The 24,949-nt window shown below is 42.8% G+C and carries 19 protein-coding genes and 3 tRNA genes; 12 read left to right on the top strand and 10 right to left on the bottom strand.

The genetic code is table 11. The features are described 5' to 3' along the window. Window positions 1–83: 83 nt before the first annotated feature. From H562_RS0110985 to H562_RS0110970, 4 genes are all read right to left on the bottom strand, one after another. Window positions 84–338 (bottom strand): GIY-YIG nuclease family protein, encoded by a 255-nt coding sequence (locus tag H562_RS0110985; protein WP_027377547.1) that lies wholly within the window; start codon window positions 336–338, stop codon window positions 84–86. Window positions 339–390: 52 nt separating this feature from the next. Further along, window positions 391–464: transfer RNA gene (locus H562_RS0110980), tRNA-Arg, on the bottom strand. Window positions 465–776: 312 nt separating this feature from the next. After that, a tRNA-Pro gene (locus H562_RS0110975) sits at window positions 777–851 on the bottom strand. Between the two features lie 23 nt (window positions 852–874). After that, window positions 875–959 (bottom strand) — tRNA-Ser (locus tag H562_RS0110970). 134 nt (window positions 960–1,093) lie between these two features. On the opposite strand from H562_RS0110970, the gene H562_RS0110965 reads away from it, so the two are divergent. The 5 genes from H562_RS0110965 (at window position 1,094) to H562_RS0110945 (ending at window position 8,126) form a co-directional block, all read left to right on the top strand. After that, entirely contained in the window at window positions 1,094–2,122 is a 1,029-nt protein-coding gene (locus H562_RS0110965) for an N-acetylmuramoyl-L-alanine amidase (RefSeq protein WP_027377546.1), read from the top strand. Between the two features lie 128 nt (window positions 2,123–2,250). Beyond that, on the top strand, window positions 2,251–3,651 hold the full coding sequence (gene aspA / locus H562_RS0110960; RefSeq protein ID WP_027377545.1) for an aspartate ammonia-lyase: 1,401 nt from the start codon (window positions 2,251–2,253) through the stop codon (window positions 3,649–3,651). A 70-nt stretch (window positions 3,652–3,721) separates the two neighbouring features. Then, entirely contained in the window at window positions 3,722–6,592 is a 2,871-nt protein-coding gene (locus tag H562_RS0110955; RefSeq protein WP_034691096.1) for a M16 family metallopeptidase, read from the top strand. A gap of 88 nt (window positions 6,593–6,680) precedes the next feature. Continuing rightward, window positions 6,681–6,821, top strand: coding sequence for a hypothetical protein (locus H562_RS15695; RefSeq protein ID WP_169463276.1), 141 nt, complete (start codon window positions 6,681–6,683; stop codon window positions 6,819–6,821). Window positions 6,822–7,049: 228 nt separating this feature from the next. After that, complete coding sequence (locus tag H562_RS0110945) at window positions 7,050–8,126, top strand: hypothetical protein (protein WP_027377543.1); 1,077 nt, start codon at window positions 7,050–7,052, stop codon at window positions 8,124–8,126. 2 nt (window positions 8,127–8,128) lie between these two features. Here H562_RS0110945 and H562_RS15035 read toward each other — a convergent pair whose 3' ends face one another. After that, window positions 8,129–8,647: a transposase gene (locus H562_RS15035; protein WP_156831993.1), complete on the bottom strand. Its 519-nt coding sequence runs from the start codon at window positions 8,645–8,647 to the stop codon at window positions 8,129–8,131. A 232-nt stretch (window positions 8,648–8,879) separates the two neighbouring features. Then, window positions 8,880–11,021 carry a S46 family peptidase gene (locus tag H562_RS0110935; RefSeq protein ID WP_027377542.1) on the bottom strand — a complete coding sequence of 714 codons (2,142 nt, stop codon included), beginning with the start codon at window positions 11,019–11,021 and terminating at the stop codon, window positions 8,880–8,882. Window positions 11,022–11,153: 132 nt separating this feature from the next. Here H562_RS0110935 and H562_RS0110930 point away from each other — a divergent pair, with 132 nt between their 5' ends. From H562_RS0110930 to H562_RS0110910, 4 genes are all read left to right on the top strand, one after another. Further along, window positions 11,154–11,561 (top strand): hypothetical protein, encoded by a 408-nt coding sequence (locus H562_RS0110930; RefSeq protein ID WP_027377541.1) that lies wholly within the window; start codon window positions 11,154–11,156, stop codon window positions 11,559–11,561. Between the two features lie 17 nt (window positions 11,562–11,578). Next, entirely contained in the window at window positions 11,579–12,061 is a 483-nt protein-coding gene (locus H562_RS0110925) for a hypothetical protein (RefSeq protein ID WP_027377540.1), read from the top strand. Window positions 12,062–12,531: 470 nt separating this feature from the next. After that, window positions 12,532–14,514 carry a 1,4-alpha-glucan branching protein GlgB gene (gene glgB, locus H562_RS15030; RefSeq protein ID WP_084466362.1) on the top strand — a complete coding sequence of 661 codons (1,983 nt, stop codon included), beginning with the start codon at window positions 12,532–12,534 and terminating at the stop codon, window positions 14,512–14,514. Window positions 14,515–14,552: 38 nt separating this feature from the next. Continuing rightward, a complete protein-coding gene (locus H562_RS0110910; RefSeq protein WP_027377539.1) occupies window positions 14,553–15,959 on the top strand; it encodes a glycogen synthase in 1,407 nt (468 codons plus the stop codon). Here H562_RS0110910 and H562_RS0110905 read toward each other — a convergent pair whose 3' ends face one another. Next, on the bottom strand, window positions 15,960–17,045 hold the full coding sequence (locus H562_RS0110905) for an endonuclease/exonuclease/phosphatase family protein (RefSeq protein ID WP_027377538.1): 1,086 nt from the start codon (window positions 17,043–17,045) through the stop codon (window positions 15,960–15,962). A 172-nt stretch (window positions 17,046–17,217) separates the two neighbouring features. Between H562_RS0110905 and H562_RS0110900 the strand changes: the two genes are divergently transcribed. Next, a complete protein-coding gene (locus H562_RS0110900; RefSeq protein WP_027377537.1) occupies window positions 17,218–17,589 on the top strand; it encodes a potassium channel family protein in 372 nt (123 codons plus the stop codon). A gap of 92 nt (window positions 17,590–17,681) precedes the next feature. Beyond that, window positions 17,682–18,653 carry a L,D-transpeptidase gene (locus H562_RS0110895; protein ID WP_034691142.1) on the top strand — a complete coding sequence of 324 codons (972 nt, stop codon included), beginning with the start codon at window positions 17,682–17,684 and terminating at the stop codon, window positions 18,651–18,653. On the opposite strand, the gene H562_RS15025 is transcribed toward H562_RS0110895, so the two are convergent. Together H562_RS15025 and H562_RS0110885 are read right to left on the bottom strand one after the other, a co-directional pair. Beyond that, on the bottom strand, window positions 18,611–19,171 hold the full coding sequence (locus tag H562_RS15025; RefSeq protein ID WP_051190486.1) for a hypothetical protein: 561 nt from the start codon (window positions 19,169–19,171) through the stop codon (window positions 18,611–18,613). The two genes, H562_RS0110895 and H562_RS15025, sit on opposite strands and share 43 nt — an antisense overlap. Further along, the gene (locus H562_RS0110885) at window positions 19,161–20,495 is read right to left on the bottom strand and encodes a retropepsin-like aspartic protease (RefSeq protein ID WP_027377535.1); all 1,335 of its coding nucleotides are present in this window, start codon (window positions 20,493–20,495) and stop codon (window positions 19,161–19,163) included. The genes H562_RS15025 and H562_RS0110885 overlap by 11 nt, the downstream gene beginning before the upstream one ends. Window positions 20,496–20,581: 86 nt before the next feature. On the opposite strand from H562_RS0110885, the gene H562_RS0110880 reads away from it, so the two are divergent. Next, complete coding sequence (locus tag H562_RS0110880; protein WP_027377534.1) at window positions 20,582–23,125, top strand: phosphoenolpyruvate carboxylase; 2,544 nt, start codon at window positions 20,582–20,584, stop codon at window positions 23,123–23,125. 47 nt (window positions 23,126–23,172) lie between these two features. Here the strand turns inward: H562_RS0110880 and H562_RS0110875 are convergent, their stop codons facing one another. Then, window positions 23,173–24,774: a S8 family peptidase gene (locus tag H562_RS0110875; protein ID WP_027377533.1), complete on the bottom strand. Its 1,602-nt coding sequence runs from the start codon at window positions 24,772–24,774 to the stop codon at window positions 23,173–23,175. Between the last annotated feature and the right edge of the window lie 175 nt (window positions 24,775–24,949).

Here is a 24,949-nt window from a genome sequence, read left to right as displayed (position 1 = left end):
TCTTTTAAGTGAGCGCGATAGGATTCGAATGCCGAAGAATCGGCACAGGCTCTGGGACCGTCCCGATTAAAAATCGGGATGCGCTATCCGGCTTTCGCTGCGATTAATTTTTGAATTCTAATTCTACTTTTCCAGGATTTAATTTCCAGTTCCCTTTTATATGCAGCGGATTTTTCGGTAAAAAGTTCATAGTGAACCAAACTCCAGTCCTTTGCCTTTGCGGTAAAACCTGCATGATCTGAGAGATGTTTGCGTAATCTTTCTTCGATATTTTCACCCGTATGACCTACATAATAGCGATCTAATGATTTGGAGTACAAAATATAGCAAGTGAACATGGTGGGAAAATTTAAACAAAAAAAAGACCGAGAAAAATCTCAGTCTCTTAAGTGAGCGCGATAGGATTCGAACCTATGACCGTCTGCTTAGAAGGCAGATGCTCTATCCAGCTGAGCTACGCACCCTATACAATATTTTATCAGTTCAAGCTGGGACCGTTCCGATTGCAATCGGAATGCTCTATCCAGCTGAGCTACGCACCCTAAAAATTATTTTATCAGTTCAAGCTGGGACCGTTCCGATTGCAATCGGAATGCTCTGTCCCGCTGAGCTACGCACACTATACATTATTCTATCAGTTCAAACTGGGACCGTTCCGATCGCAATCGGAATGCTCTATCCAGCTGAGCTACGTATCCATTTAAAGGGTTTTAAACTTACCGTTGGGAAGATAAAGTTTAAAAAAAAGAAAACTCCCGAAAGAGTTTTCTTTGAAGTCGGGGCGGCAGGATTCGAACCTGCGACCTCCTGGTCCCAAACCAGGCGCGATGACCGGACTACGCTACGCCCCGAATAAAATTTTTGCCGAAGGTTGCGGAGGGTGTGGGATTCGAACCCACGCGACCCTTGCGGGTCGACAGTTTAGCAAACTGCTCCATTAACCACTCTGGCAACCCTCCTTTGCAATGTATTTGTAAGAACTTCTTTTCTGTATTTGCGAGTGCAAATATAATGGACATTTCATTATTAACCAAAAAAAATTACTTAAATTTTTTTGTATTTTTGAATATTCATCCATTAAAACTCAGCTCATATGCGTAATTCATTATATGTCATCGGATTAAGTTTCGCAATTATTTCTTGCGGTTCTCAGAAATCTGTACAGAAATCTGCCGTAACTCCAAAACCTTCGCCAACAAAGGTTACAACTCCAGCAAAACCTCAAACGCCTACAAGGCCAAATGCGGTGATCAAACATGAAGGGCAAAACGAATTCTTTAAAGTAAATCTTGCCAACGCCGCGAATAATGATAATACCATAAGTTATGGTTCCATAGTTTCTGCAAATCCACAGGGTTACAGAGTCGTAAAGACTTATTTTCCTGCACTTGCACAGAATTTCCGGCAGAAATACATCATTTTACATTATACCGCCCTGGATGATGATAAATCGGTAATGGTCCTTACGCAGCAGGGTGTGAGTGCGCATTACCTTGTAAATGATCTGGGTGACCGCGACATCTACCAGTTGGTTGATGAAAACAAAAGGTCGTACCACGCCGGTGTCAGTTCCTGGCGTACCGACAAAATGCTTAATGATACTTCCATCGGCATCGAGATCGTGAACAGCGGCTACACAACAGATTCGTCCGGCTACAGGATATTCCCGGATTTTGATGATGAGCAGATAAAAAAAGTGGCAGCCCTAGTAAAAGATATTGCAACACGGTATATGATCCCTGCAACTAATATTTTAGGTCACTCCGATATAGCGCCGACAAGAAAACAGGATCCCGGCCCTAAATTTCCGTGGAAAAAACTCTATGATGAATACCAGATCGGAATGTGGTATGATGAACCTGTAAAACAGAGTTTTTACAGTCAGATTATTCCCGAGGAGTTTGGATTGCAGATGACCAACGCGCAGTTTATATTTAAATATCAAACCGCTCTAAAAATGTTGGGTTATGGACTGGAGCCTTCCGGAACATATGATGACGCTACAAAGAAAACCATCGAAGCGTTTCAGTATCATTTCCGGCCGGCTAACTATGATGGTGTAATGGATGCCGAAACCTGGGCTATCCTGCAGGCGCTAAACCAGAAATATCCCGCAAAGTAAATCTGCCGACACTTTAAGTTAAACAGCTTGAGATTTTTATAAATCCCAACGGTTTCGATTTTGATATCGGTGTCTTTTGAAGTGGCGAATTCAACAAAAAAATCTTAACTTTTCAACAAATATTTTTTATGGAAAATTTCAGGAATGAAAGTGATCTGTTAGGAACTTTACAGGTTCCCGCAAATGCATATTATGGCGTACAAACGCAGCGTGCAATCGACAATTTTAAAATTTCCGGTCAGCATTTGTCTTCTTATCCTCATTTTATCAAAGCTTTGGCAATGGTTAAAAAAGCCGCAGCCAAAACGAATTATGAACTTGGACTGATGCAGGAGGAACTTTATAAAAAAATTGCCGAGGCCTGCGACGAACTTATTGCAGGGAAACTGCATGATCAGTTCCCGATTGATATGATCCAGGGCGGCGCCGGAACGTCTGTAAATATGAACGCAAACGAGGTCATCGCCAATATCGTTCTCGAAAAGCTAGGAAAAGAAAAAGGCGATTATCAGTTCTGTTCGCCAAACGACCACATCAATCTCTCACAATCTACCAATGATGCTTATCCGACTGCAATTAAACTGGCGCTTTTGCACATGAATGATGAGCTTGTAAACAAACTTAGAAAAACCATCGCGGCTTTCCGAGACAAAGGTGTAGAATTCGGTAAAGTCATAAAAATGGGGAGAACACAACTGCAGGATGCCGTTCCCATGACTCTTGGGCAGGAGTTTGAGGCTTTTGCCGCGACTTTGGAAGAAGACATTTCAAAACTGAATAATAACGCTAATTTATTTGTCGAGATCAATATGGGTGCTACAGCGATTGGCACGGGACTCAATGCGCCGGTGGGATATGCAAATCTCTGCGCCAGGAATCTCAGCAAGATTTCAGGTTTCCAAATTGTTTCTGCACCTAATTTGGTGGAGGCGACTCCGGATACAGGTTCATACGTGATTTACTCTTCAGCCATGAAAAGACTTGCTGTGAAACTCTCAAAAATTTGTAATGATTTAAGACTGCTTTCCTCAGGGCCGCGCGCCGGTTTCTTCGAAATTAATCTGCCGCCAATGCAGCCCGGTTCGTCTATCATGCCCGGAAAGGTGAATCCGGTTATTCCCGAGGTGGTGAATCAGGTATGCTATAAAGTAATAGGCAATGATCTCACGGTGACATTTGCCGCAGAAGCAGGCCAGCTTCAGTTAAATGTGATGGAACCTGTGCTGTCGCACTCGATTATGGAAAGCATTAACTTCCTGGGAAATGCTCTCGATACGCTGCGGGAGAAATGCATCACCGGAATTACGGCCAATGTAGAAAACTGCCTGAACATGGTGAAACACAGCATAGGAATAGTAACAGCTTTGAATCCATATATCGGTTACAAGAATTCTACAGAAATCGCAAAAGAAGCGCTGGAAACCGGCCAAAGTGTGTATAATCTTGTGTTGGAAAAAGGAATTCTGTCTCAGGAAAAACTCGATGAAATCCTGGATCCCGAAAATATGCTTAAACCGCATCAGTTTTAAAATTGATCATTAAAGGGAATTGCCATTAAAAAAAACCGCTTTTAAAAAAAATTATTGAAAGCATTTGTAAATGATTTTATCTTCAAAATTGGAAACCGTAAAACACGTAGATTCAGCCGGATATACTTACGAATCTGTAGTTAACGATAAAAATGGTGTACGCGTTTATACGCTCAATAACGGTCTGAAAGTCTACCTTGCACAAAATTTCGACGCTCCGAAAATTCAAACCTATATTCCTGTAAAGACCGGCAGTAACAATGATCCTGCCGACAATACCGGCCTGGCGCATTATCTGGAACACATGATGTTCAAGGGAACCTCTAAACTCGGTTCCGCAAACTGGGCAAAGGAAAAACCGCTACTCGATGAAATTTCTGCACTGTACGAAATTCATAAAGCGGAAAAAGATCCGGAGAAAAAGAAAACGATTTATAGAAAAATCGATGCCGTGTCGCAGAAAGCTGCAAAATTCGCGATCCCCAACGAATATGACAAAGCGGTCTCATCGCTTGGCGCCTCGGGCACAAACGCTCATACGTGGCTGGATGAAACAGTTTATAAAAACGCAATCCCGGCAAACGAGCTGCAGAAATGGCTTAAAATTGAAAAGGAACGTTTTTCGGAACTCACCCTGCGCCTCTTCCATACCGAACTCGAAGCGGTGTACGAGGAATTCAACCGTGCTCAGGATAATGATGCACGACTTGTAAACTACGAACTTGTGGATGCGCTTTTTCCGAAACATCCGAACGGTCAGCAGACAACCATCGGGTCGCCGGAACATCTTAAAAACCCTTCAATGGTGGCGATCCACAAATATTTCGATACTTATTACGTGCCGAATAACTATGCGATGGTTTTGGTTGGCGACCTTGATTTTGAAAAAACCATTCAGCAGATTGATGCTACTTTTGGCACATTTAAGCTCAATCCGTTGCCCCCAAAAGAAAAAGTGTATGAAGTTCCGATGACGGAGATTGTGGCGCGAACGGTTAAAAGTCCTTCTGCCGAACGGCTGCAGCTGGCGTGGCGTACCGACTCTTACGGAACCAAAGGTGCGCGCCTCGCTGATATGGTCGCCAATATCCTGAGTAATGCCGGTGAATGTGGATTGATCGATCTTCACATTAATCAAAGTCAAAAGGCTTTGCGCGCGATGGCTTACGCTTCGCCTTTCAAGAATTACGGTGTTTTTTCTTTGGTCATTGTGCCACGCAGCGACCAGACTTTAGATGAGGCCAAAAAACTGCTTTTGGAACAGGTGGATCTGGTAAAAAAAGGAGCTTTTCCGGAATGGCTACTGAAGGCTGTTACAAATGATATGAAGATTCACCGGATGAAATCTTTCGAAACTGCCGATGGATTGGCGACGGCACTTTACAGCAGTTTCATTAATGATCAGGAATGGGCGGATGAGTTGAGTGAACTTGCAGAATATGAGCGTATAACAAAACAGGATATCGTTGCTTTTGCTAATGATTTCTTTCAGGATAATTACGTTTCCATCAAAAAAGAAAAAGGAATAAATGATAAATTGGTGCGGGTGGAAAATCCGGCAATCACACCTGTACAGCTGAATAAAGAAGCACAATCTGATTTTTTAACAGAAATTATAAGTCAGAGATCACCGGAAATTCAGCCCGAGTTCATTGATTATGCAAAAGCCATTAAAGTAGAAAATCTATGCGGCAAAAAAATCAGTTTTGTTGAAAACCGATACAACGACGTTGCGCAGGTTTTCTTCATTTTTCCGTTTGGCAGCGACCATGACAAAGAACTCGGCCTGGCTACGCAGGTTCTGCAATATTTGGGAACCTATTCCCTTGATGCGGGCGAACTGAAGGAAGAATTCTTTAAACTTGGCATCAGCCATGATTTCCGTACTACCGCGGATCAGCTCGTTATTTCGCTCAGCGGTCTGGAAGAGAATTTGCAAAGCGGTGTAAAACTCCTCAGGAACTGGCTGCAAAACGCAAAGCCTGATGAGGAGGTGTACCGCCAAAATGTTGAAACAATTTTGCAGAGCCGCGAAGTGGGGAAAAAAGACAAGAACCGGATCATGCAGGCGCTCACGAGTTATGCGAAATACGGCCCCATTTCCCGTTTTACCGATGTGGTTTCTGCGGAAAGGCTGCGCGAAATACGGTCTGTGGAAATGACGGAAAAGATGCGGAACCTCCTGCATATGCCGTATGAGATTTTCTTTTATGGAATTGACTTCGCTTCCTTCAAAGATGATGTGAAATTTTTTTTAGAGGAAGAAACGGTTCCGGTTCCTCTACGGAAGATTTACCCCGAACCCGCAGCAGAAGGAAAAGTATTTTTTGCCAGTTACGATATGGTGCAGACGGAAATGAGCAAAGTGGCAAAAGGTGCAAACGTAAACCTGAGAAATTTCGGGAAAATCAATGTATTCAATGAGTATTTTGGGCGCGGTCTGTCGTCGATTATTTTCCAGGAGATCCGGGAAAGCAAAAGTCTCGCATACTCGGCCTACGTGTCTTATTCGGCAAACGCTGAGCTGAACAGGCCGGATTATGTCACTACCTATATTGGAACCCAGGCCAATAAGCTTGCACAGGCGATACAGACGATGGATGAGCTGATGAGTGAACTGCCACAGGTTATGGGCCAGTTTGAAAACGCAAAAACTGCTGCGCTGAAACAAATAGCTGCGGCCCGCGTGAACCGGACAAACATTTTTTTCAATCAGTTGAAACTGCGGAAACTTGGTATTGACTACGATTTGCGCAAAGACATTTACAGCGAAATTGAAAAACTTACCTTAAATGATGTCACAGAATTTTATAATGAACAGGTTAAACCTTTGAAATACAACACCGCGCTCATCGGTAAGAAAGAAAATCTCGACATAGAGCTACTAAAAAAGTTAGGCGATTTTGAGGAAGTAAGTTTATCTCAGATTTTCGGTTATTGATAGCTGCTGTATGATTTAAAGTGCATTTTTTTTGTTTTATTAAAAATAAATGGCGGGAAATTGAGTTTTAAGTGAAAACTTTTCTCTTTTGTTCCTAAGACCGCTTCCGCTTATTCTTACTTTCCTGATGACCGCAGCAACTTATGGTCAGGAAAATTTATTGTTCAGCAACGACATTTACAGTGGCATCAGTTCCGCAGGAATTTCACCTGCGCAGCCCTTTCTATAGCCTAACCCGTGGGATATCAGTTTAATTTCAGAAGATGTTTTTCTGCAGAATGACTATGCTTACATTTCGCAGCAAAGTTTTATTGGCCTCAGGAACTCGAAGATAGAATCAGCCCAAATTAAAAATAATGTTACCGGAGAAAATACACCGGGCGTACTCGATTTTTTTAATAAAGATTTCGGTAGCTACCATTTCAGTTCTGATATTTATGGTCCTTCGGTAAGTATTATGACGCAGATCCGCGGCAAAAAATTCAGAGCCGGATTGTTTTCGCGACTTCGCACGCAGACCTCAGCACTTGCTGTTGATAATTATTTAAAATATGGAAACCAGGACCAGATCGAACCTGAAAACTACACTCTGCAACCCCTGAAAATCAATTTCATGAACTGGGGCGAGATTGGCTTGAATGCAGCGACGGAGATTTTTCCTTATTCTGATCATCAGTGGATTATGGGCGGTAATGTAAAATACCTGGCAGGATTTGATGCCTTTAACGTTGACAGTAAATCGCCGCTGCAGTTAAACCGTCTTTCGGAAACGGATGACGGTGTGGCAAAGAAAGCTATATATGCTTCAAATTTCGATTTAAGTGCGGCCTTTGTTACCGGTTATAACTTTGAAACAAAAGAATATGCACTTAAACCATCGGGAAAAGGTTTTGGATTAGATCTGGGAATTATGATGGTTGACCGCGCAGAAAATTCCGATGAATATAATTTCAAGGCCGGTATTCATATTTTAGATGTAGGCCGTATAAATTTCACTGGTGAGAATCATATTTTTAAAGGCGACCGAGTGAAAGTCGTTAACAACCAGAATTTTAAGAATACGCGTTTCAACAGTCCGCAACAGTTTCTGCAGCTTTTAAGTAATGAAATTTATGGTAGCAATACGGCGTCTCTTCGTGGATCCGATTTTTCTATTGGTTTACCAACAAGTTTACATATAAATGCCAGCAAAAATATCGGCGACCATCAATTTCTGAGTGCCGACTGGATCCAGCGTCTGCCGCTTTTTGAAAACGCACTGAAAAGAAGCAATATTTTTAATCTCTCATATACGGTTCAAAAAGCTGTTGTGGGATTTGGCGCATCCACATCGCTTTATGAATACAGAAGTATTCAATTCGGTGGCTACCTGAGAGTGGGACCTTTGATTCTTGGCAGCGAGAATATCTTTCCGTTGATTTTTAAACAGAAAAAACTGCACTCCGGAGATTTTTATATTGCCATAAAATTGTATCCGTTTTGGGACAACGAAATGAAGCGGCACCGCAGGGAAAAGTGCGACTGTGACCGGTGATTTCAGTGCCTGTGTACTGCCTCATTCTCCGGATCGCAATTCCAGGTGGATATATTATTTTCGATATACTTTTTCGTTTGTTGAAATTCCTCGTAATTTCTCACAATCCTGTCACGGAAACGTGCCTGCCACTCAAAATCGGTGAGGCTATTCTCATTACACCACCGTTTTAGATTGCCTTTTAAATGGTTTGTCACGGAGGAAATAGATTTTGGAACTAACGGATGAAGACCTTTTTCGGGGATTTTGAAGTCATTACCTTCAATGAAGATTTCGGCGAGAAAGTGAATATGGTTTGGCATCACTACAAAGTCATGCAATTTTAAGTAATCCGTGTTTTCGGAAAGATCTTTAAGTAAATCAATTAGCTTTAACCCGATTTCCGAATAAAGCATTTTCTCCCCGATGATCTCCCCGAAAGAATGTTTTTGATTTTTTGTGCAAACTGTGATGTAATAAATATTGTTCGAAGAATAATCAAACTCCGGCAGACGATACTGTTTATGGTATTTCCAGGTCATAAGTGTTTTGTAAGGACCACGCCGCGGCGTGGATAACATTTCTATCGAAAAGTTAATAAATTTAGGCGATACTCCACGAGTAATTAAAATGTTACTGTAACTTTTGATCAGCTTTGATAAATAATGAGCTGCGTATATTCAGTAGTTTATCAGAATTTTTTATTGCATTTATTTTAGCTTTTAACCAAAAAAAACGTGCCTTTCAGCACGTTCCTACATTCTTCAGAAAAATTTATTTCACAATTTTCATTTCATTGATCAGCCATTTCGCATCCGCGTATTTGTCGATAATGAAAAGAATATATTTTGTATCCACCATGATATTCCGGCTGAAGCGTGGGTCGAAATTAATGTCGCTCATCGTTCCTTCCCATTGGCGGTCAAAATTTAAACCGATAAGATTTCCGTTGGCATCAAGTGTTGGACTCCCGGAATTTCCGCCGGTTGTGTGGTTGGTTGCCGTAAAATTCACCGGAACGTCACCGGTTTTATCTTTGTAGATCCCGTAATCTTTCGTATTGTAGAGCTGTACGAGTTTTTTGGGAACATCAAATTCGTAATCTCCGGGAACGTACTTCTCCATAATGCCTGCGATATGGGTTTGGTATCCATAATATACGGCATCGCGGGGATTGGAGCCTTTTACTTTTCCGTAGGTTACGCGGAGTGTGGAGTTGGCGTCCGGAAAGAAAGTCCTGTTTTTATCGGTTTCCATCTGTTGAGCCATGAATTTTTTCTGCAGCACATCAATTTGGTCCTGAAGGTCGGTGAACTGCTTATCCGTCGTATTCATATAGGATTCTCTGAAACTGCTGAACAGTTTCATCAGCGGGTCTTTTTTTAAATTCGCTACGAGCGCATTCTGGTCTGCAAAAACTTTGTTGATGTCAGAATAAGTGGTAGCTCCGTTTATATTACCACGACCTGTAATCACCGAATTTTTTGAAAGCTCTTCGATTGCAGAGATGTTTTGTGCTTCATTTTTATAGCGGTCAAAACCTTCGGGCAGAAATTTCGGCTGCGTTTTATTGGCATAGAGGGCCAGCAACTGAGCCGTCACCTTTGCATCCAGCTCACCGTCATAATTCTGATAGATCCCGGCGAGTCTTGTTTTAAAGTTTTCGGTGGTTTTTTCATCAAGTTTTCCGGATTCTGCGGCCTGTAGATAATTGTAGAAATAGTTCGCCAGGGTGAAGGTTTCCGCATTGCGGACGGTTTCCGTGTAATAAGCTTTGTTCAGTGCGTAAGGCGACTGTTCTTTGTAAAGGCTGTTCAGTCCGTCAATGGTGGGTTTGATCTGCGGATTCTTGGCGATGAGGCTTTGTTCATAGGATTTCTTTTTTCCAACGGCATCGGATTTTTCCAAACCTTCAACCTCGCCGATCCACTTTTTCCAATAGTTTGCTACAGAGGCGTATTTCGAAGCGTACTTGATTCGCGTTTCGTTGTCGGCACGCATTTTTTCATTTAATGTTTTCAGGGCAACTTCGCGTACAGCAATCATAGCAGGGTCGGTTTCTTTCATTACCTGTTCCACGGCAATCGCGGGTAAATATTCTGTCGTTCTTCCGGGAAAACCGAAAACGAAGGTGAAATCATCTTCCTGTTTATCTTTCAGGGAAACCGGCAAAAAGTATTTCGGCTTGTATGGAACGTTATCTTTGCTGTATTCCGCAGGTTTATTGTCTTTATCGGCATAGATTCTGAACATTGAGAAATCGCCCGTATGTCTGGGCCAAACCCAGTTGTCGGTGTCCGAACCAAATTTACCGATAGAGCTTGGCGGTGCACCTACCAGGCGGATGTCCTTATAGGTTTCTATAAGATAAGCGTAATATTTATTGCCGTAATAAACCGGTTTGATAACCAATTTTTGCCACGGTTCTAGTTTAAAACCCGATTTTACGTTCTCGATGTTTTTAGCAATTAAATTTTCGGACGATTTTTCGTCTAAATTTTTTGTACCAGCCAGAACTTCGGCGGTCACTTCTTTTATGTCGGCGATGAAATCTACAGTAACGCCGGGATTCGGCAGTTCACCGTTCATATCTTTTGCCCAGAAACCATCGGTAAGGTAATCGTTTTTTACGGTTGAGTGTTTCTGGATCTGGCCGTAACCACAATGGTGGTTGGTAAGAAGAAGACCTTGGGGGGATATGATTTCCGCCGTACAGCCGCCGTTAAACTGTACCACTGCATCTTTAATACTTGGTTTTGAGGGGTCGAAGATCTGTTTTGCAGAGATTTTCATACCCAAATCTTTCATTTCTTTTTCATTGAGTTCCGTGGGAATCCACATACCGCCGTACTGCTGTGCAAAAGCCATTACCGCCGGAAATAATACTGCAGAGAGTAAAATATGTTTTCTTTTCATTTTAAAAATTTGCGCTAAAAATAGCGATTTTTTTCCTAATGGATTTTCTGTGGATATACGGCTTGCCGCGCTGAATTATTTTTAAAATCGCTGCAGGTACAATTTTTGAATAAGCTAAAATCAAAATAAAATATGGCGCTTTCTGTACAGATTATCTGGCTTTTTATCCTTGCAATTCCTGTGGCCTGTGTGGCATGGACGGTTACACACGAAGAAATTTTTAAGGAACTTCGTACATATTGCAGTGAAAAATCACAGAAATGTGGGAAATTAGTGCAGCGGAAGTTCTTTTATCTTTTCACTTGCGAATATTGTTTCAGTCATTACGTGACTGCGCTTTTTCTGGTAATCACAGGGTACAAACTGCTTTTCGCCGATTGGCGCGGCTACCTGATCTCATTTTTTGCCGTGGTTTTTGTTGCAAATGTATATATGAGCCTGTTCGCTTATCTGCGCCAGAGTTTAAAATCTGAAAAACTCGAAGCCAACCTTAAGGATAATGAATGGCATGAAGTAAAGGAAGAGATTCAAAATAAATAACATTTAAAAAATAAATTATGAAAAACACTGAAAGACTGCAGAAATATGTATTTGATGAGTATACGATTATCACCAATTTCGAACATTTTGAAGATGCCGAAAATTATGCATCCGAAAGGAACGGCAAACTTGTAGAGGTGGGTTTTACCGAAGGATCCGATAATCCGGCATTAAATACAGACGCTGACCTTATAAAATCACGGCGCACATTCCGCGTAGGTCTTGATCCCGAATATGAGGTGCTTTATTCTGATGACCCGCGTTTTGAGGAAATGGCCGAAAAACTTCAGACCAATATGAAAGAACTGCAGGGCGATGTTTTGCCTGAAGATTGGATGTCTGACCAAAATGTAGCTTCAGGCGACCACATTATAATTCTTAAAAACAATGAAGTCAATACAGTGACTACGCGCGAAAGAATAAAATATCTGATGGGCGGCAATGTATATGAACTTGCGGTAAAAATTCCAACCCGCGACGACGCTATTTCACTTAAATAGAACATAATTCCGGCATCAATTCACCGTTGCCGGATTTTTTTTCTACATTATTTAAAGTGACGGAGTGGCCTGGCGGATGATTTCTTTTTTTCTGAAATTTCTGCGGGATTCTGCTGCGACTCAAAAAGCAGCCATTCATGGCCCGGGGAAATTCCTTAAACCAGTAAAACTCCTGAGGTTTACCTTCAGGATTAATGCTGATTTTGATATCGATCTTAACCGAACTGGGATTCCCTCGACTTTTCAGTTTCTCTTTAGGAATAACAATCGTATAAGTGTTCTCATCATCAAGGTTAATTTAAAAGCTGGATCTCCTGGATCTAGTTATTGCAATTTCCTGTAAATCTCCGGCATTTGTTTATTGCAGCCATTCCATCGCGGTTTTTGCATTATTTTAAATATATTTGAGGAACAGAACGCTTTGTCTTTTTGTGCCTTCATGAAAAGTAACTATTCAAACATCGGAAACCATGGAAAAAGTAATTCCCCATTCTTTATTTACCGCCCATGACATCTGGCTTTTTCGTGAAGGGAGACATTTTAAACTCTACGAAAAATTCGGCGCACATACCCTGGAGATCGGTTGGCAAACGGGCGTGTATTTTGCAGTCTGGGCGCCTTTTGCAAAGCAGGTTTCCGTAATCGGTGATTTTAATGGCTGGAACAGCGAATCGCATATTTTATTTCCCCGTTGGGACAGTTCCGGCATTTGGGAAGGCTTTATTCCCGGTCTAAAGTGGGGCGACATTTACAAATATGCCCTACGTACCAATAAAGATGTTCTGCTGGAGAAGGGCGATCCTTTTGCGCTAAGCTGGGAACAGAATGTACAGGCAAGTTCTTTGGTTTCCACTACCTGGTACGAGTGGGGCGACAGGAATTGGATGAATGAGCGTTATAAAAAAAACTCCTTGCAGGCGCCTATATCCGTGTACGAAATGCATCTGGGCTCCTGGATGCGTGGGGTAGATGATCCCGAAAGGTTTTTCAGTTACCGTGAAATTGCCGAGCGCCTTGTTCCCTATCTGAAGGAAATGGAATTTACACATGTCGAGTTCATGCCGGTGATGGAATTTCCCTACGATCCGAGTTGGGGCTACCAGGTGACGGGTTTTTTTGCCGCTACCTCCCGTTTTGGTTCACCACAGGATCTTATGTTTTTGATTGATGAACTTCATCAGAATAATATTGGGGTTATTTTAGACTGGGTTCCCTCGCACTTTCCGGGCGATGCCAATGGACTTCACTTATTCGACGGTACTCACCTTTATGAACACGAAGATCCGCGCAAAGGATTTCATCCCGACTGGAAATCCTATATTTTTAATTATGGCCGGCCGGAAGTGAAATCATTTCTCATTTCCAATGCGCTTTTCTGGCTCGACAGGTATCATGCCGACGGACTGCGGGTTGATGCAGTTACATCCATGCTTCACCTCGATTATTCCAGGAACGAAGGTGAATGGGAACTCAACATAGAAGGCGGAAATGTAAATCTGGAAGCAAAACAGTTTCTGCAGGAGTTCAACACTGAGGTCTATAAAGAATTTCCGGATGTGATGACGATAGCGGAAGAAAGTTCTGACTTCCCGCTTCTTACAAAACCTGTGCACGACGGCGGTATTGGGTTCGGTATGAAATGGATGATGGGCTGGATGCACGATACTTTGGATTATTTTAAAGTAGATCCCGTCGCCAGAAAAGAGGTGCATCACAAACTTACATTTGCCTCCATGTATGTATTTAATGAAAACTACATGATGCCGCTCTCGCATGATGAGGTGGTACACGGCAAAGCCAGTCTGATTTATAAAATGCCCGGCGATGAGTGGCAGAAATTTGCAAATCTGCGCGCACTTTACACCTATATGTTTACCCAACCGGGAGCAAAACTCCTGTTTATGGGTTGTGAATTTGGTCAGACGCGCGAGTGGAATTTTGCGGCGTCGCTCGACTGGCATTTACTCGAGTATGAGGTGCACAAAGGTTTACAGAATTTTGTAAAGGATTTAAATCACCTTTATACCACAGAAACGTCACTGTACGAAAACCAGTTCGACCGCCAGGGTTTCGAGTGGGTTGAGGCCAATGATGAGTACAATTCCATTTTCATTTATCTGAGAAAAGGCAACGCTGAAGACGACGTTACAATGACTGTTTTAAATTTAACGCCTCGTGTCTTCGATTATAAAATCGGAGTCGATGAAGGTACGAACTGGGAAGTGATCCTGAATTCCGATGACGAAAAATATGGCGGAAGCGGATTAGCGGCCACCATTGTTGATGAAGAAGATGATGAATGGATGTACCGGCCCAATGCGATCATCGTACAGTTACCACCGCTTTCCGGCATTATATTGAAACAGAAGAAAGAAGTTAAAAAGTCAGGCATAAAAAAATCGGCAACAGTAACTAAGCCACTTGCAGCAGAAAAAGCAGTTTCTGAAAAATAAAGATTCACGGTTTTAAAGTTCAACTTTAAAAATAATTTATGAAAATATTTAATCTTTCTATGGAATGTTATCCGGTAGCTAAAGTTGGTGGTTTGGCTGATGTAGTGGGTGCATTACCGAAATATTTAAATAAGATCGAAGGCGTGGAAGCTTCAGTCGTTATGCCGTGGTACAACAAACCTTTCGTACACGACCACAGTTTCGAAACTGTTTTCGATGGTTTTATTCATCAGAATATACATGAATTCCGGGTTCAGGTTTTGAAGGAGCGTGGTAAAACTTTAGGTTTTGATTTGTATCTCATCAAGGTTCCCGGCCTTCTCGACCGCGATAATCCTTATGGTTACTGGGATGAAAGCCAACAGTTCCTGGCTTTTCAGCATGGTGTTCTGCACTGGCTGTCGGCAATGAAAATCCGCCCCGATGTGTTGCACTGTCACGACTATCACACCGGTCTGGTGCCTTTCATGATTGAAAACTGCCCCGAGTTTGGTTTTCTGAAAGGCCTTAAAACCGTCGGTACAATTCACAACGGTGAATATCAGGGACAGATGAGCTGGGACATGGCAATGTATTTCCCGTGGTACAGGAGCGAAAACTGGGGTTTGCTGGATTGGGATGGCTTCATCAATCCGCTTGCTGCAATGATCAAATGTTGCCACGCTTTCAATGCGGTTTCTAACGGATATATGCAGGAACTTTTCGAAAGTTTCCGCGGCCTCGAAAGTTTGGTCCGTCAGGAAGGTTCCAAAGCGTACGGCATTATCAACGGTATCGACACTGAAGTCTGGGATCCAAAAACCGATGCTTTCCTTGATTTTAACTTTGATAGGAATGACGTCTTTACCGGAAAGTGGAAAAATAAGAAAGCACTTTGCGAAGAATACGGTTTGAATCCGGATCTGCCGCTATTCAGTTTTATAGGCAGGTTTGCCGGCGAAAAAGGCGCAGATTTACTCCCGGATATTGTAGAAAAAAGCATACACCAAACTCACGGCGCATTAAATATTATCATTTTAGGTTCCGGTGATCCGGTGATTGAAAACCGACTGCGGGAACTGAGTGCCATATATTCGAACTTTGCGCTGGATCTGGGTTATAAGGAATACCTGTCGCACAAAATTTACGCCTCATCTGATTTTCTTCTGATGCCTTCGCGGGTGGAGCCCTGTGGCCTTAATCAAATGTATGCAATGAGGTATGGAACTGTACCTGTTGTACGCTATATTGGTGGTTTGCGCGATACGGTAGAAGATATTTCCACCGGCGGCAGCGGACTCAATTTTGGTGCCGCAACGGCAGATGACACCGTGAATGCCATGCACAGAGCGGTGCACATTTACCATCACCGGGAACTCATGGATCAACTTGTGATTTCAAATATGAATTTCGATTTTTCGTGGGAAAACTCTGCGTTCAAATATCTGCAGATGTACCGAAGATAGTTAGCTTTCCACGGCTACAGCCGGTCGCTCACCTACTTCTTCGATTCCGGCCGCAATCATTTCTTCCGCTTCGGCGATTTCTTCGGTATCAGCAGTTTCTATAAGTTCTGTCTGTTGCGTATTCTTCAAATCGATAAAAAACTCACAGTATACCGGCAAATGGTCGGAACCGAAATTTTCCAGTGTCTTTAACTCTACTATGAAAACATCTTCGCTGTGAAACATAAGGTCGATAGGAAATCGGAAAAGTCTGTATTTTGCATGAAAAGTGGAGACAAAAGCTTTTCCCACCCGTGGGTCGATCAGGTGGCTCACCTTTCGGAAAAGTCTTGAAGATTTTGACCAGGCAACGTTATTGAAATCACCAGTCACAAGCACAGGTTTATGAATTTGTTTCACTCTTTTGGCTACGCTTAGCAGATCACCGTCTCTTTCTTTCGAGGTTTTTTCTTCTGTCGGACTTGGCGGCGGCGGATGAATACCGAAAAACACAAAACGGTAACCATCTGTAGTTTTCAGATCTATCTCAATACTCGGAATATCCGGCGCTACAAAGAAGTGGGTCTGTGCTTTTTCGATCTTCAGTTTAGAATAGAAATGCATGCCGTACGTATTTTCCAGCGGAACTTTATGTTGAAAAGGATATTCTTTTTCCAGGGCTGCCAGCGCTTTTTCCCAGGCGCTGTTGCTTTCCATGGTGAGGACAATGTCGGGACTGCATTTGCGGATAAGTGCGATAAACCTCCCGTAATCTTCATTAAACTGATAAATATTTGCAGATATGATCTTAATGTTTTTAGAGGAACTTTCAGGTGAATGTGCGAACTTTTTAACAGGATAATACCGCGTATATTTAATTAATGTTATGCTGTGGAATACGATGATCAGTGCCAACACTATTTGCGTGTACCACCAGAATTCATTTTTAAAAAGAAAAAAGCCAGACAGGAATGTTAGCACAGCTAAAAAATTAATCTGAATCTTACCAAAGTCAGCAACCCGGAAGATCCAGTATGAACTTGGTATTTTTGGTAAGAGCGTCAGGACAGTCAGAAATGCGACTGCACCCAGGTAAATTTCCCACATAATTTTTTTTAACAGCGCTTAAAAATATAGTATTTTGGATGAATCTCAAAGTTTCTGTTTCGGAAAAATTCCCGGCAAATTACAGTTTCATTCCTGCGGTACAGAGTAAAATATCGCTGTTTCTGCGCTTTATGTTTTCAAAAACACTACTTTTATTCTATAAAAAAATAAAATGCTGTATTCTGCTTTCCGTGCTTTTTTCAGAGAACAACGATACCGTAACCTCACGCTCACGACGGTTGGTGTCTTACTTGTGGGAATCCTCGGCTACCGTTTTCTGGAAGGCTGGCGGTGGATCGACTGTGTGAATTACGCGGTCTCAACCATGGTAACGACCGGAAATACAGAGATCTATCCAAAGTCTGACTGGGGCAAAGTCTTTAATATTTTCTATATGTTTCTGAGCGTGATACTGATTTTGATCTTCGTGAATACACTGCATCAGCATTTTCATGACCTCAGACTGCGCAGGGAAATCAAACATAAGCGCCACCACGAAATTGTAGAAAGGCAGATGAAGTCGCAGGAAGAATCTGCGGAATAATCTAAAGTCAAACTTTCCTTTAACAGCCACATCTGCGGACCAATGGTATTATTCTTGCAAACTGTACGCAAATTATATCCATGTTCTTAAAAATGAAGAAATTTTCAGTTCTTAAATTATCTTTTGCTTTTATTTCGCTTACTGTTATCCTTCAATGTAAAAAAGATGAGGTACAGTCGCAACAAGATGCGCAGATCCAGGCACGAAAAGATTCGGTGTCGGCTGCCAAAAAGGATTCTGCAGTTCAGGCAGAACTTGAAAAGCAAAAAGTCACCTATACACCATTTGTTTTTCCAAAGAAGAAGAAAGATTCGGCGACGACAGCTTTTAATAAAAATTACACTGCCGCTCAGCGTGCGGTAATCCTTGCACTTAACCGGCTGGATACCAAAAATAAATGGCGTGCCGATACGCTTGCCGTTCCCGATAAATTCGATGAAACTTTAGCGATTTATGCGCCATTTCCGCGAAATGTAGATATGCTGAAAGACGTGCACAAAATTGCCTTCTTTTCTTATCCTGTGCAGGCGTATGCGCTGTATGAACAGGGAAAACTCGTGAAGTGGGGTCCGACAAGTCTGGGTAAAAAAAGTGCGCAGACAAAACGTGGTCTCATGTTCGCCAACTGGAAAAAAGAACTGGCGATCTCCACTGTCGACAGCGACTGGAAATTGCCCTACAATTTCAATATTCACAACAGTTTGGGGATTGGCTGGCACGAATATGATCTGCCGGGTTTCCCCGCGTCGCACTCATGTTTAAGGCTTCTGCAGGATGATGCTAAATTTCTTTATAACTGGGCAGATCAGTGGACACTGAATAAAGGTGGTGCAACGGTAAAGGCCAACGGAACGCCGGTGATCGTATACGGCGACTATCCGTGGGGCGGCAGAAAACCGTGGCTAAATCTGCTGAAGGATTCGAAAGCCAACGACATTGCGCTGCCCGAATTTGAGCAGATCATTAAACCGCATCTCGATAAAATTCTGGAGGAACAGGCGAAAACTGATAAAGTAAAGTCTCAGCTCGCCTCGTCGGAAACTTCGGAAAATCCCGCAGCCTGATTTTTTTCAAAAGTTCGCAGGGATTCCTCTGCAAAGTCCCGAAGTTTCTGCATTTCGCTCTTCGCCCGGATTTTGCCTACCTGTGAGGCGGCATAAGTTATGGCGAGTAGAAAAAGTACAATGAAGGAACCGGTAAGTGCCCACGGGAAATCGCTGCTTTTGATCTGTTTTTCCACGTACCAAAGGGTAATGCACACCATCCAACAAATTGCCAGAATAAAATATAGAAACATAAAGAATGTCCACACCGCGGAAGTAGGACCAAAAACGCCGCGAAGTACCGTTTTGTTTCCTTCGGTTTCCGTGCGCAATGCCAGGCAGGGTTTCCAGAACTGTGTATTGTTATTTTTTACACGGATCAGTGCAGTTTCGGAATTTATATTTCCGGTGTAGGAATGATTCTTTTCAGTTAAAAAATCCTTGAGCAACTGTGTGTATTTTTCACGGCTCAGGTTGCTGTAAATTTTAAATCTTGGTCGCGACCTCACCGAATCCAACAGGGTTTCTTTAATTTCCATTTCGGTAAGGTATGGGATCTATAAGGGTAAGCACAAAGATTGAAGTCTTGCCGTCACGTTCAATTTCGAAGGTAACTTTGGTGCCATCAGGCTGCTTCAGCAGATCGGTGATTTTCTGTAAAGTATATTCGCCGGCTTTTTTTCTGTTGATTTTAATGATGCGGTCACCTTTCCTTATGCCGGCCGTAAAACACGGCGAATCTTTCCGACAGCCTGCGATGGAATACTGCGGTTTTAGGATAAAATTATATTTAAAACTCTGTTCTGCAGCATAAACAGGTTCGCCCGCAGTTTCTGTTTGCCTGGGCGTGGTTTCCACACGCACGATATCTTTTTCCCAAGTCATGCCGTCATGCTGAATATCCAGACCGCTTTTGTTGATCAGAAAAGGATCATCAAAGTCTTTGTTTTTTTTTAGGTAAAGTGTTTTTTCAGGGTAATTGAAAATTATGGTGAAGCGGCGCAGAATTTCGTTGCCTACCGAACCTTTCCGGTCCGGAACCAGCCGAAGATTTTGTAGTGAATATTCATCGGGCATAGCAGCAAGTGGTTTATCGAAAACAAAATCGCCAATATAAAGCTGATGAATGCGGCTGCGTTTCCCGAAGATATCACCGTTAAATCCCTGGCCCAAATAATCATCGATGTTTGGGCGGTTGTACACAAAATCTTTGATCAGTTTTGGGAAAAGCCAGACCGCATCACTGTTTCCCAAATCCAGAAGCATTTTGGAATCTGCTTTGTGATCAGTAAGTTCAATGCCCGCCTGGAGATAAGGTTTGTTTGCCTCCAGCGTGATTGGGAAGGGCGTAAACCGTTTGAGGCGTTGCCGGAAGCGCTTTTCATCATTGAAAACGGTAATTTTTTTAGAGATATAGTCAATCTGAACAGGATGATTTTCGAAGAACTGAAAACCAATGATCCCATTTACAGGAATTCCCACGTGCGAAGAGAAATTAATGCTTTCATCAAGAATAATAAATACGGTTTGCTTTAAATCCTTAAAATCTTTTCCAATTCTGATGATGTTATTATCCGACCGCAAACCTTCCACATCTCTGTTTTCGCCAAGACCCGAAAATTTTATTTTTGCAATGTCATTGAAGTTGATTTCTTTGTCTTCCAGACTGAAGAGCAGCGTTTCATTCACTCCCGAATCCAGCAGAAAGGTTAAATCCACACCATTTATATTAACCGGCACAAAAATAAGGTTATTGATGAGCTGGAAAGGAATCACGGTTTTTGCCGGGTGGGAAATCTTAAAGCCATCCTGCCCAAAAATACCAATACAGAGAAAAAAGGTTAGAACTTTAAATAATTTCATCTTAAACGGTAGATTGCCCGCGGTAATCTGTTTTAAAAGTAAGAAAATTCATTCACATAAAAATTTAAATAGTCTAAATTTGTTTGATGCAAAACGAAGAAAAAACAGAAAAATTCCGGCAGCTGGTGGAAAATAAATTCCAGATTTATAATTCACTTTTTATGAGTCTGCCTTACGATAAAATGAGTAACATCGGTATGTTGCTGCCTTTTTTATACGAAGAGAGCAAGGCCGGTTATGAAGAAGGGAAAAGTCCCGAAACGATCATGGAGGAATTCTTCGCGAAGCACACCGAACTTGAAAATGAGGCGCAGCGCACAGAACTTCTTTTCAAGATCATACAGTACATCGAGCGCCAGGTGGTGCTTTTCGACAGTATCGAAGATGCGGCTTTCCCGGGTTTGCATTCAGAAAACGATGCGGGCACAGTTTTGCAGCTCCATGAGCGTGCTTCACAGGAACACCAGCTTCAGGCTACGCGCGAAAAGATGGCGGATTTTGGTATTAAAGTGGTTTTCACGGCGCATCCCACCCAGTTTTACCCCAACGCTGTTCAACGGATCCTGCACGATCTGCGCACCGCGATCATGAAAGATTCTGTTACGGAAATCGACATGCTGCTTCAGCAGCTCGGCAAAACGCCATTTGTAAATAAAGAAAAACCCACGCCGCTGGATGAAGCCATGAGCATTATTTTTTATTTGCGTTATGTATACTATGACACAATAGGTGAACTTTATAAAAAGATCAAAAGTTCTTTTGGTACTCAGAAATTTCATCCGGCAGCTGATATGATCCAACTGGGTTTCTGGCCGGGTGGTGACCGCGACGGTAATCCGTTCGTCACCGCTGAAATTACCCGGAAGGTGGCTGCCGAACTTCATTCTTCTATTTTAAAGTCCTACTATGAACACCTGAAAAACCTAAGAAGACGACTGAGTTTCCGCGGTGTGTCCGAAATTTTAGAAACGCTGAGCCATGAGCTTTATGCCGCGATTTTTGTGGCAGATGCTGATATCACTTCAGCCCGGATCATCACACATCTTGATGAAGCCGAAAAAATTATCGTAGAACAGCATAACGGGTTATTCCTGAGTCTTTTGGAGGAATTCCGCGACCGCGTCCGGATTTTTGGGACGCATTTTGCGACTCTTGATCTGCGCCAGGACAGTAAAGTCCATCAGCAGGTGACGAATGAAATCTTTGAAAAAAAATCCGGTAAAGCTCTGGGCAATACTTCTTCCGAAGAGCAGCTCGCGTGGTTTCTGGAAAATAGGCTGGTTTTAGATCCCGCAGATTTTGAAGGAATTACAAGAGATACACTCGAAAATATCAGCAATGTAAAAAATATACAGCAGAAAAACGGTGAGCGCGGATTGAGCCGTTATATCATTTCAAACTCCACACAAGTGCAGGACGTGCTGTATGTTTTTGCACTTTTTAAAATGTGTGGTTATAAAGAGGAAGACATCAATATCGATATCGTACCGTTATTTGAAACCATGGAAGGCCTGGACGAAGCTGGGGAAGTGATGAAAAAACTTTATGAGCTGCCGGTTTACCGTAAGCATCTTGAAAAACGCGGTAAGACACAAACCATCATGCTGGGATTTTCCGACGGCACCAAGGACGGCGGATATCTGAAAGCAAACTGGGAAATTTATGAAACGAAAGAACGCTTAACAAAGGTGTCGGATGAACATAACATCAAAGTTGTTTTTTTTGATGGCCGCGGTGGACCGCCGGCGCGCGGTGGCGGCAAGACACACGATTTCTACGCCTCGCAGGGGAAGACCATCGCCAACCACAAAATCGAAATCACCATTCAGGGGCAAACCATCACCAGCGTTTTTGGAAATAAGGACCAGGCCAAGTATAATTTTGAACAGTTGCTCACCGCCGGCATTGAGAATTCCGTTTTCAAAAATTCAAAAAAAGACCTTACCGAAACTGAAAGAAAGCTGATGGGTGAACTTGCAGAAATCAGTTACAAAAAATACGCAGCGCTGAAAGCTCATCCGCGGTTTGTACCGTATCTGCAGGAAATGAGCACGCTGGAATATTACGGCAAAACCAATATCGGCAGCCGCCCCACCAAGCGGGGTGCCGGCGGTGAACTGCGGTTCGAAGATCTGCGCGCCATACCTTTTGTAGGTTCCTGGAGTCAGCTCAAGCAGAATGTGCCGGGCTTTTTCGGGTTCGGATTTGCGTTGAAGACACTGAAAGACCAAGGCCGTTTTCAGGAGGCGGTAGACCTTTACAGGGGTTCGGATTTCTTTAAAACGTTGGTGCTTAATTCAATGATGAGCATGAACAAATCTTACTTCCCGCTCACCTCGTACATGCGCAACAACCCGAAGTTCGGTGAATTCTGGACGGTCATTTTTGAGGAATACGAACTCTCAAAAACCATGATGCTTGAGCTTACAGGTTTTAAAGTACTTATGGAAGAGGAGCCGCTTTCTCAGAAATCGGTGCAGATCCGCGAGAAAATTGTGTTGCCGCTGCTCACGATACAGCAGTTTGCTTTAATTAAAATCCAGAAAGAAGAAGGCAACCGGGAGGCGTACGAAAAACTCGTGATGCGCTCACTTTTCGGAAACATTAATGCCAGCCGGAATTCGGCATAAAAAAACCTTCATTACGAAGGTCTTTAAAATAAGAATTACCGTAAACTTTATTGTTTAAGCAGTTTTTCAATATACTCGTTTTTCGCGGTTTTAACTTTTACATAATAGACGCCTTTCGCCAATTGCTGAATGTCATGAGTTGCTGAAGGAGACAATGTCTCTACTTTTCTGCCCAGCGAATCATAAAGTTCTACGGAAAGAATTTTTTCTGAAGTCTGCACCGTGAAATTTGTACGTACCGGATTCGGGTAGATCTTAATTTCAGTTTTCGAGATTTCTGCACTGGCAAGCTGTGAATCAGTAAGCGCTTTACCAAAGTTCAAAATGCCATAGCCCAGCTGATCCGAATGACTCGGGTACAGTGAAGCTGAACCGCGGAGTAACTGCCGCACTTCCGGTAAAGGTTTTGTGGGCATTGCCTGGAGCAGACAGGCCACACCGCCCGCCGAAAGCGGCGTTGCAAATGAGGTTCCGCTGGCAGAAGTAACACCGTTATTATAGCCCATATACGTATTTGTCCCACGCGCACTGCCGTCAGGTTTTACCACACCCAGGGCGTTTGGACCAAAAGATGAAAAACTGGAGCTTGCACCCGAAGATGTTACCGCGCCCACACTGAATACTTTTTCGTTATCAGCCGGTGTGATGATATAATGCCAGGAGTTTTCGGCTTCATTTCCGGCAGCCGCGAGCACAAAGATTCCTTTTTCTGTGGCGATCTGTGCGGTTCTGGCAATAAAGGAAACGCTTCCCGTCATGTCCGAATACAGCAGATTGTAACGCGGATCATCAAACTCGTAATAACCCAGGGAAGTCGTGATGACATCAACGCCCTTCCGGTCGGCTTCTTCGGCAGCTTCGGTCCAGTAAAGCTGCTCTTCGGGAATTTCATTTACGGCATCTTCCGTGGCATAAAGGTAAAAATCAGCATCGGGTGCTGATCCTACAAATGAATTCTGCACATATCCCGCAATGGTGCCTAAACAGTAGGAACCATGGTTATTAAGACCGGAGTTATAAATGTCGGTACTTTTATTAATGAAATTATAGCCGCCTTTAATCTGCCCATTGTTGCGGATTCTCGCGTAAGCAGAACCGGTATTTACTTTGGGAAAACCCGTGTCGATCACGGCAATAGTAACGCCCGTGCCGGTATAGCCGGCGATATGCAGCGGACGGAGATTGATCTGCTCGATCTGCGCAAGGCCCGAGCCGTAATTAAATTCTGTTTTTCCGGTGGTGTTGTTAAACTCATCGAACTTATTCCGTTTGTGTGGTTCTGCTTTTCCGCCGTCATGCTTAATGAACCTTTCGACGGAGGCTACGTAGGATTTAGTTTTTAAATCTGCAATCTGCGCGGTCGTAGCATTTACTGCCACACCGTTCATCCACTTGCTGTAATCTGTTACCGTGTAACCAAGGTCCACAATATTCTGGATGTAAGAAGGTTCGATCGGCGCATCCTGGTCGTTGAGCGCAATGCCAAGCCTTGTGCGGCGGTCCAGGGATTTCTGGGATAGCTCACCGGCTGGATTTGCGTAGAACGCTGCTTTATTTGGTTTGTCTTTAAAATAAACAAAGACAAGTTCCGTCTGTGCCTGCAAAATTACAAACAGCACAAGCGCAAATAGAGAGAGTAGTTTTTTCATATTGATCATTCTTTAAAGTGCTGTAAATGTAAAACAATTGATAAAAAATATTTATGCAAAACATGATTTAATTTCTATTTATTAAAAAATTACACTGTATTCCAAAATTGTTATCAATGGTAAGGTGTTCTATTTTACAAAGCCGGCCGGGATTTTAATAATTTAAATTAAAGGC

Origin of the sequence: Kaistella palustris DSM 21579 (assembly GCF_000422265.1) — a bacterium.
In the GTDB taxonomy this organism is placed as follows: domain Bacteria; phylum Bacteroidota; class Bacteroidia; order Flavobacteriales; family Weeksellaceae; genus Kaistella; species Kaistella palustris.
Note: the sequence above shows the minus strand (reverse complement) of the source record. Positions and strands in the feature narration are given on the sequence as shown.

Bases quoted from the DNA above. Each gene is read 5' to 3' on its own strand.
- H562_RS15025 (WP_051190486.1), bottom strand. From the start codon at position 19,171: ATGGAAATTAAAGAAACCCTGTTGGATTCGGTGAGGTCGCGACCAAGA.
- aspA (WP_027377545.1), top strand. From the start codon at position 2,251: ATGGAAAATTTCAGGAATGAAAGTGATCTGTTAGGAACTTTACAGGTT.
- H562_RS0110955 (WP_034691096.1), top strand. From the start codon at position 3,722: ATGATTTTATCTTCAAAATTGGAAACCGTAAAACACGTAGATTCAGCC.
- H562_RS0110905 (WP_027377538.1), bottom strand. From the start codon at position 17,045: ATGTGGGAAATTTACCTGGGTGCAGTCGCATTTCTGACTGTCCTGACG.
- H562_RS0110880 (WP_027377534.1), top strand. From the start codon at position 20,582: ATGCAAAACGAAGAAAAAACAGAAAAATTCCGGCAGCTGGTGGAAAAT.
- H562_RS0110875 (WP_027377533.1), bottom strand. From the start codon at position 24,774: ATGAAAAAACTACTCTCTCTATTTGCGCTTGTGCTGTTTGTAATTTTG.
- H562_RS0110925 (WP_027377540.1), top strand. From the start codon at position 11,579: ATGAAAAACACTGAAAGACTGCAGAAATATGTATTTGATGAGTATACG.
- H562_RS0110965 (WP_027377546.1), top strand. From the start codon at position 1,094: ATGCGTAATTCATTATATGTCATCGGATTAAGTTTCGCAATTATTTCT.
- H562_RS0110900 (WP_027377537.1), top strand. From the start codon at position 17,218: ATGCTGTATTCTGCTTTCCGTGCTTTTTTCAGAGAACAACGATACCGT.
- H562_RS15035 (WP_156831993.1), bottom strand. From the start codon at position 8,647: ATGACCTGGAAATACCATAAACAGTATCGTCTGCCGGAGTTTGATTAT.
- H562_RS0110895 (WP_034691142.1), top strand. From the start codon at position 17,682: ATGAAGAAATTTTCAGTTCTTAAATTATCTTTTGCTTTTATTTCGCTT.
- H562_RS0110935 (WP_027377542.1), bottom strand. From the start codon at position 11,021: ATGAAAAGAAAACATATTTTACTCTCTGCAGTATTATTTCCGGCGGTA.
- H562_RS0110945 (WP_027377543.1), top strand. From the start codon at position 7,050: ATGACGCAGATCCGCGGCAAAAAATTCAGAGCCGGATTGTTTTCGCGA.
- glgB (WP_084466362.1), top strand. From the start codon at position 12,532: ATGGAAAAAGTAATTCCCCATTCTTTATTTACCGCCCATGACATCTGG.
- H562_RS0110985 (WP_027377547.1), bottom strand. From the start codon at position 338: ATGTTCACTTGCTATATTTTGTACTCCAAATCATTAGATCGCTATTAT.
- H562_RS0110885 (WP_027377535.1), bottom strand. From the start codon at position 20,495: ATGAAATTATTTAAAGTTCTAACCTTTTTTCTCTGTATTGGTATTTTT.
- H562_RS0110910 (WP_027377539.1), top strand. From the start codon at position 14,553: ATGAAAATATTTAATCTTTCTATGGAATGTTATCCGGTAGCTAAAGTT.
- H562_RS0110930 (WP_027377541.1), top strand. From the start codon at position 11,154: ATGGCGCTTTCTGTACAGATTATCTGGCTTTTTATCCTTGCAATTCCT.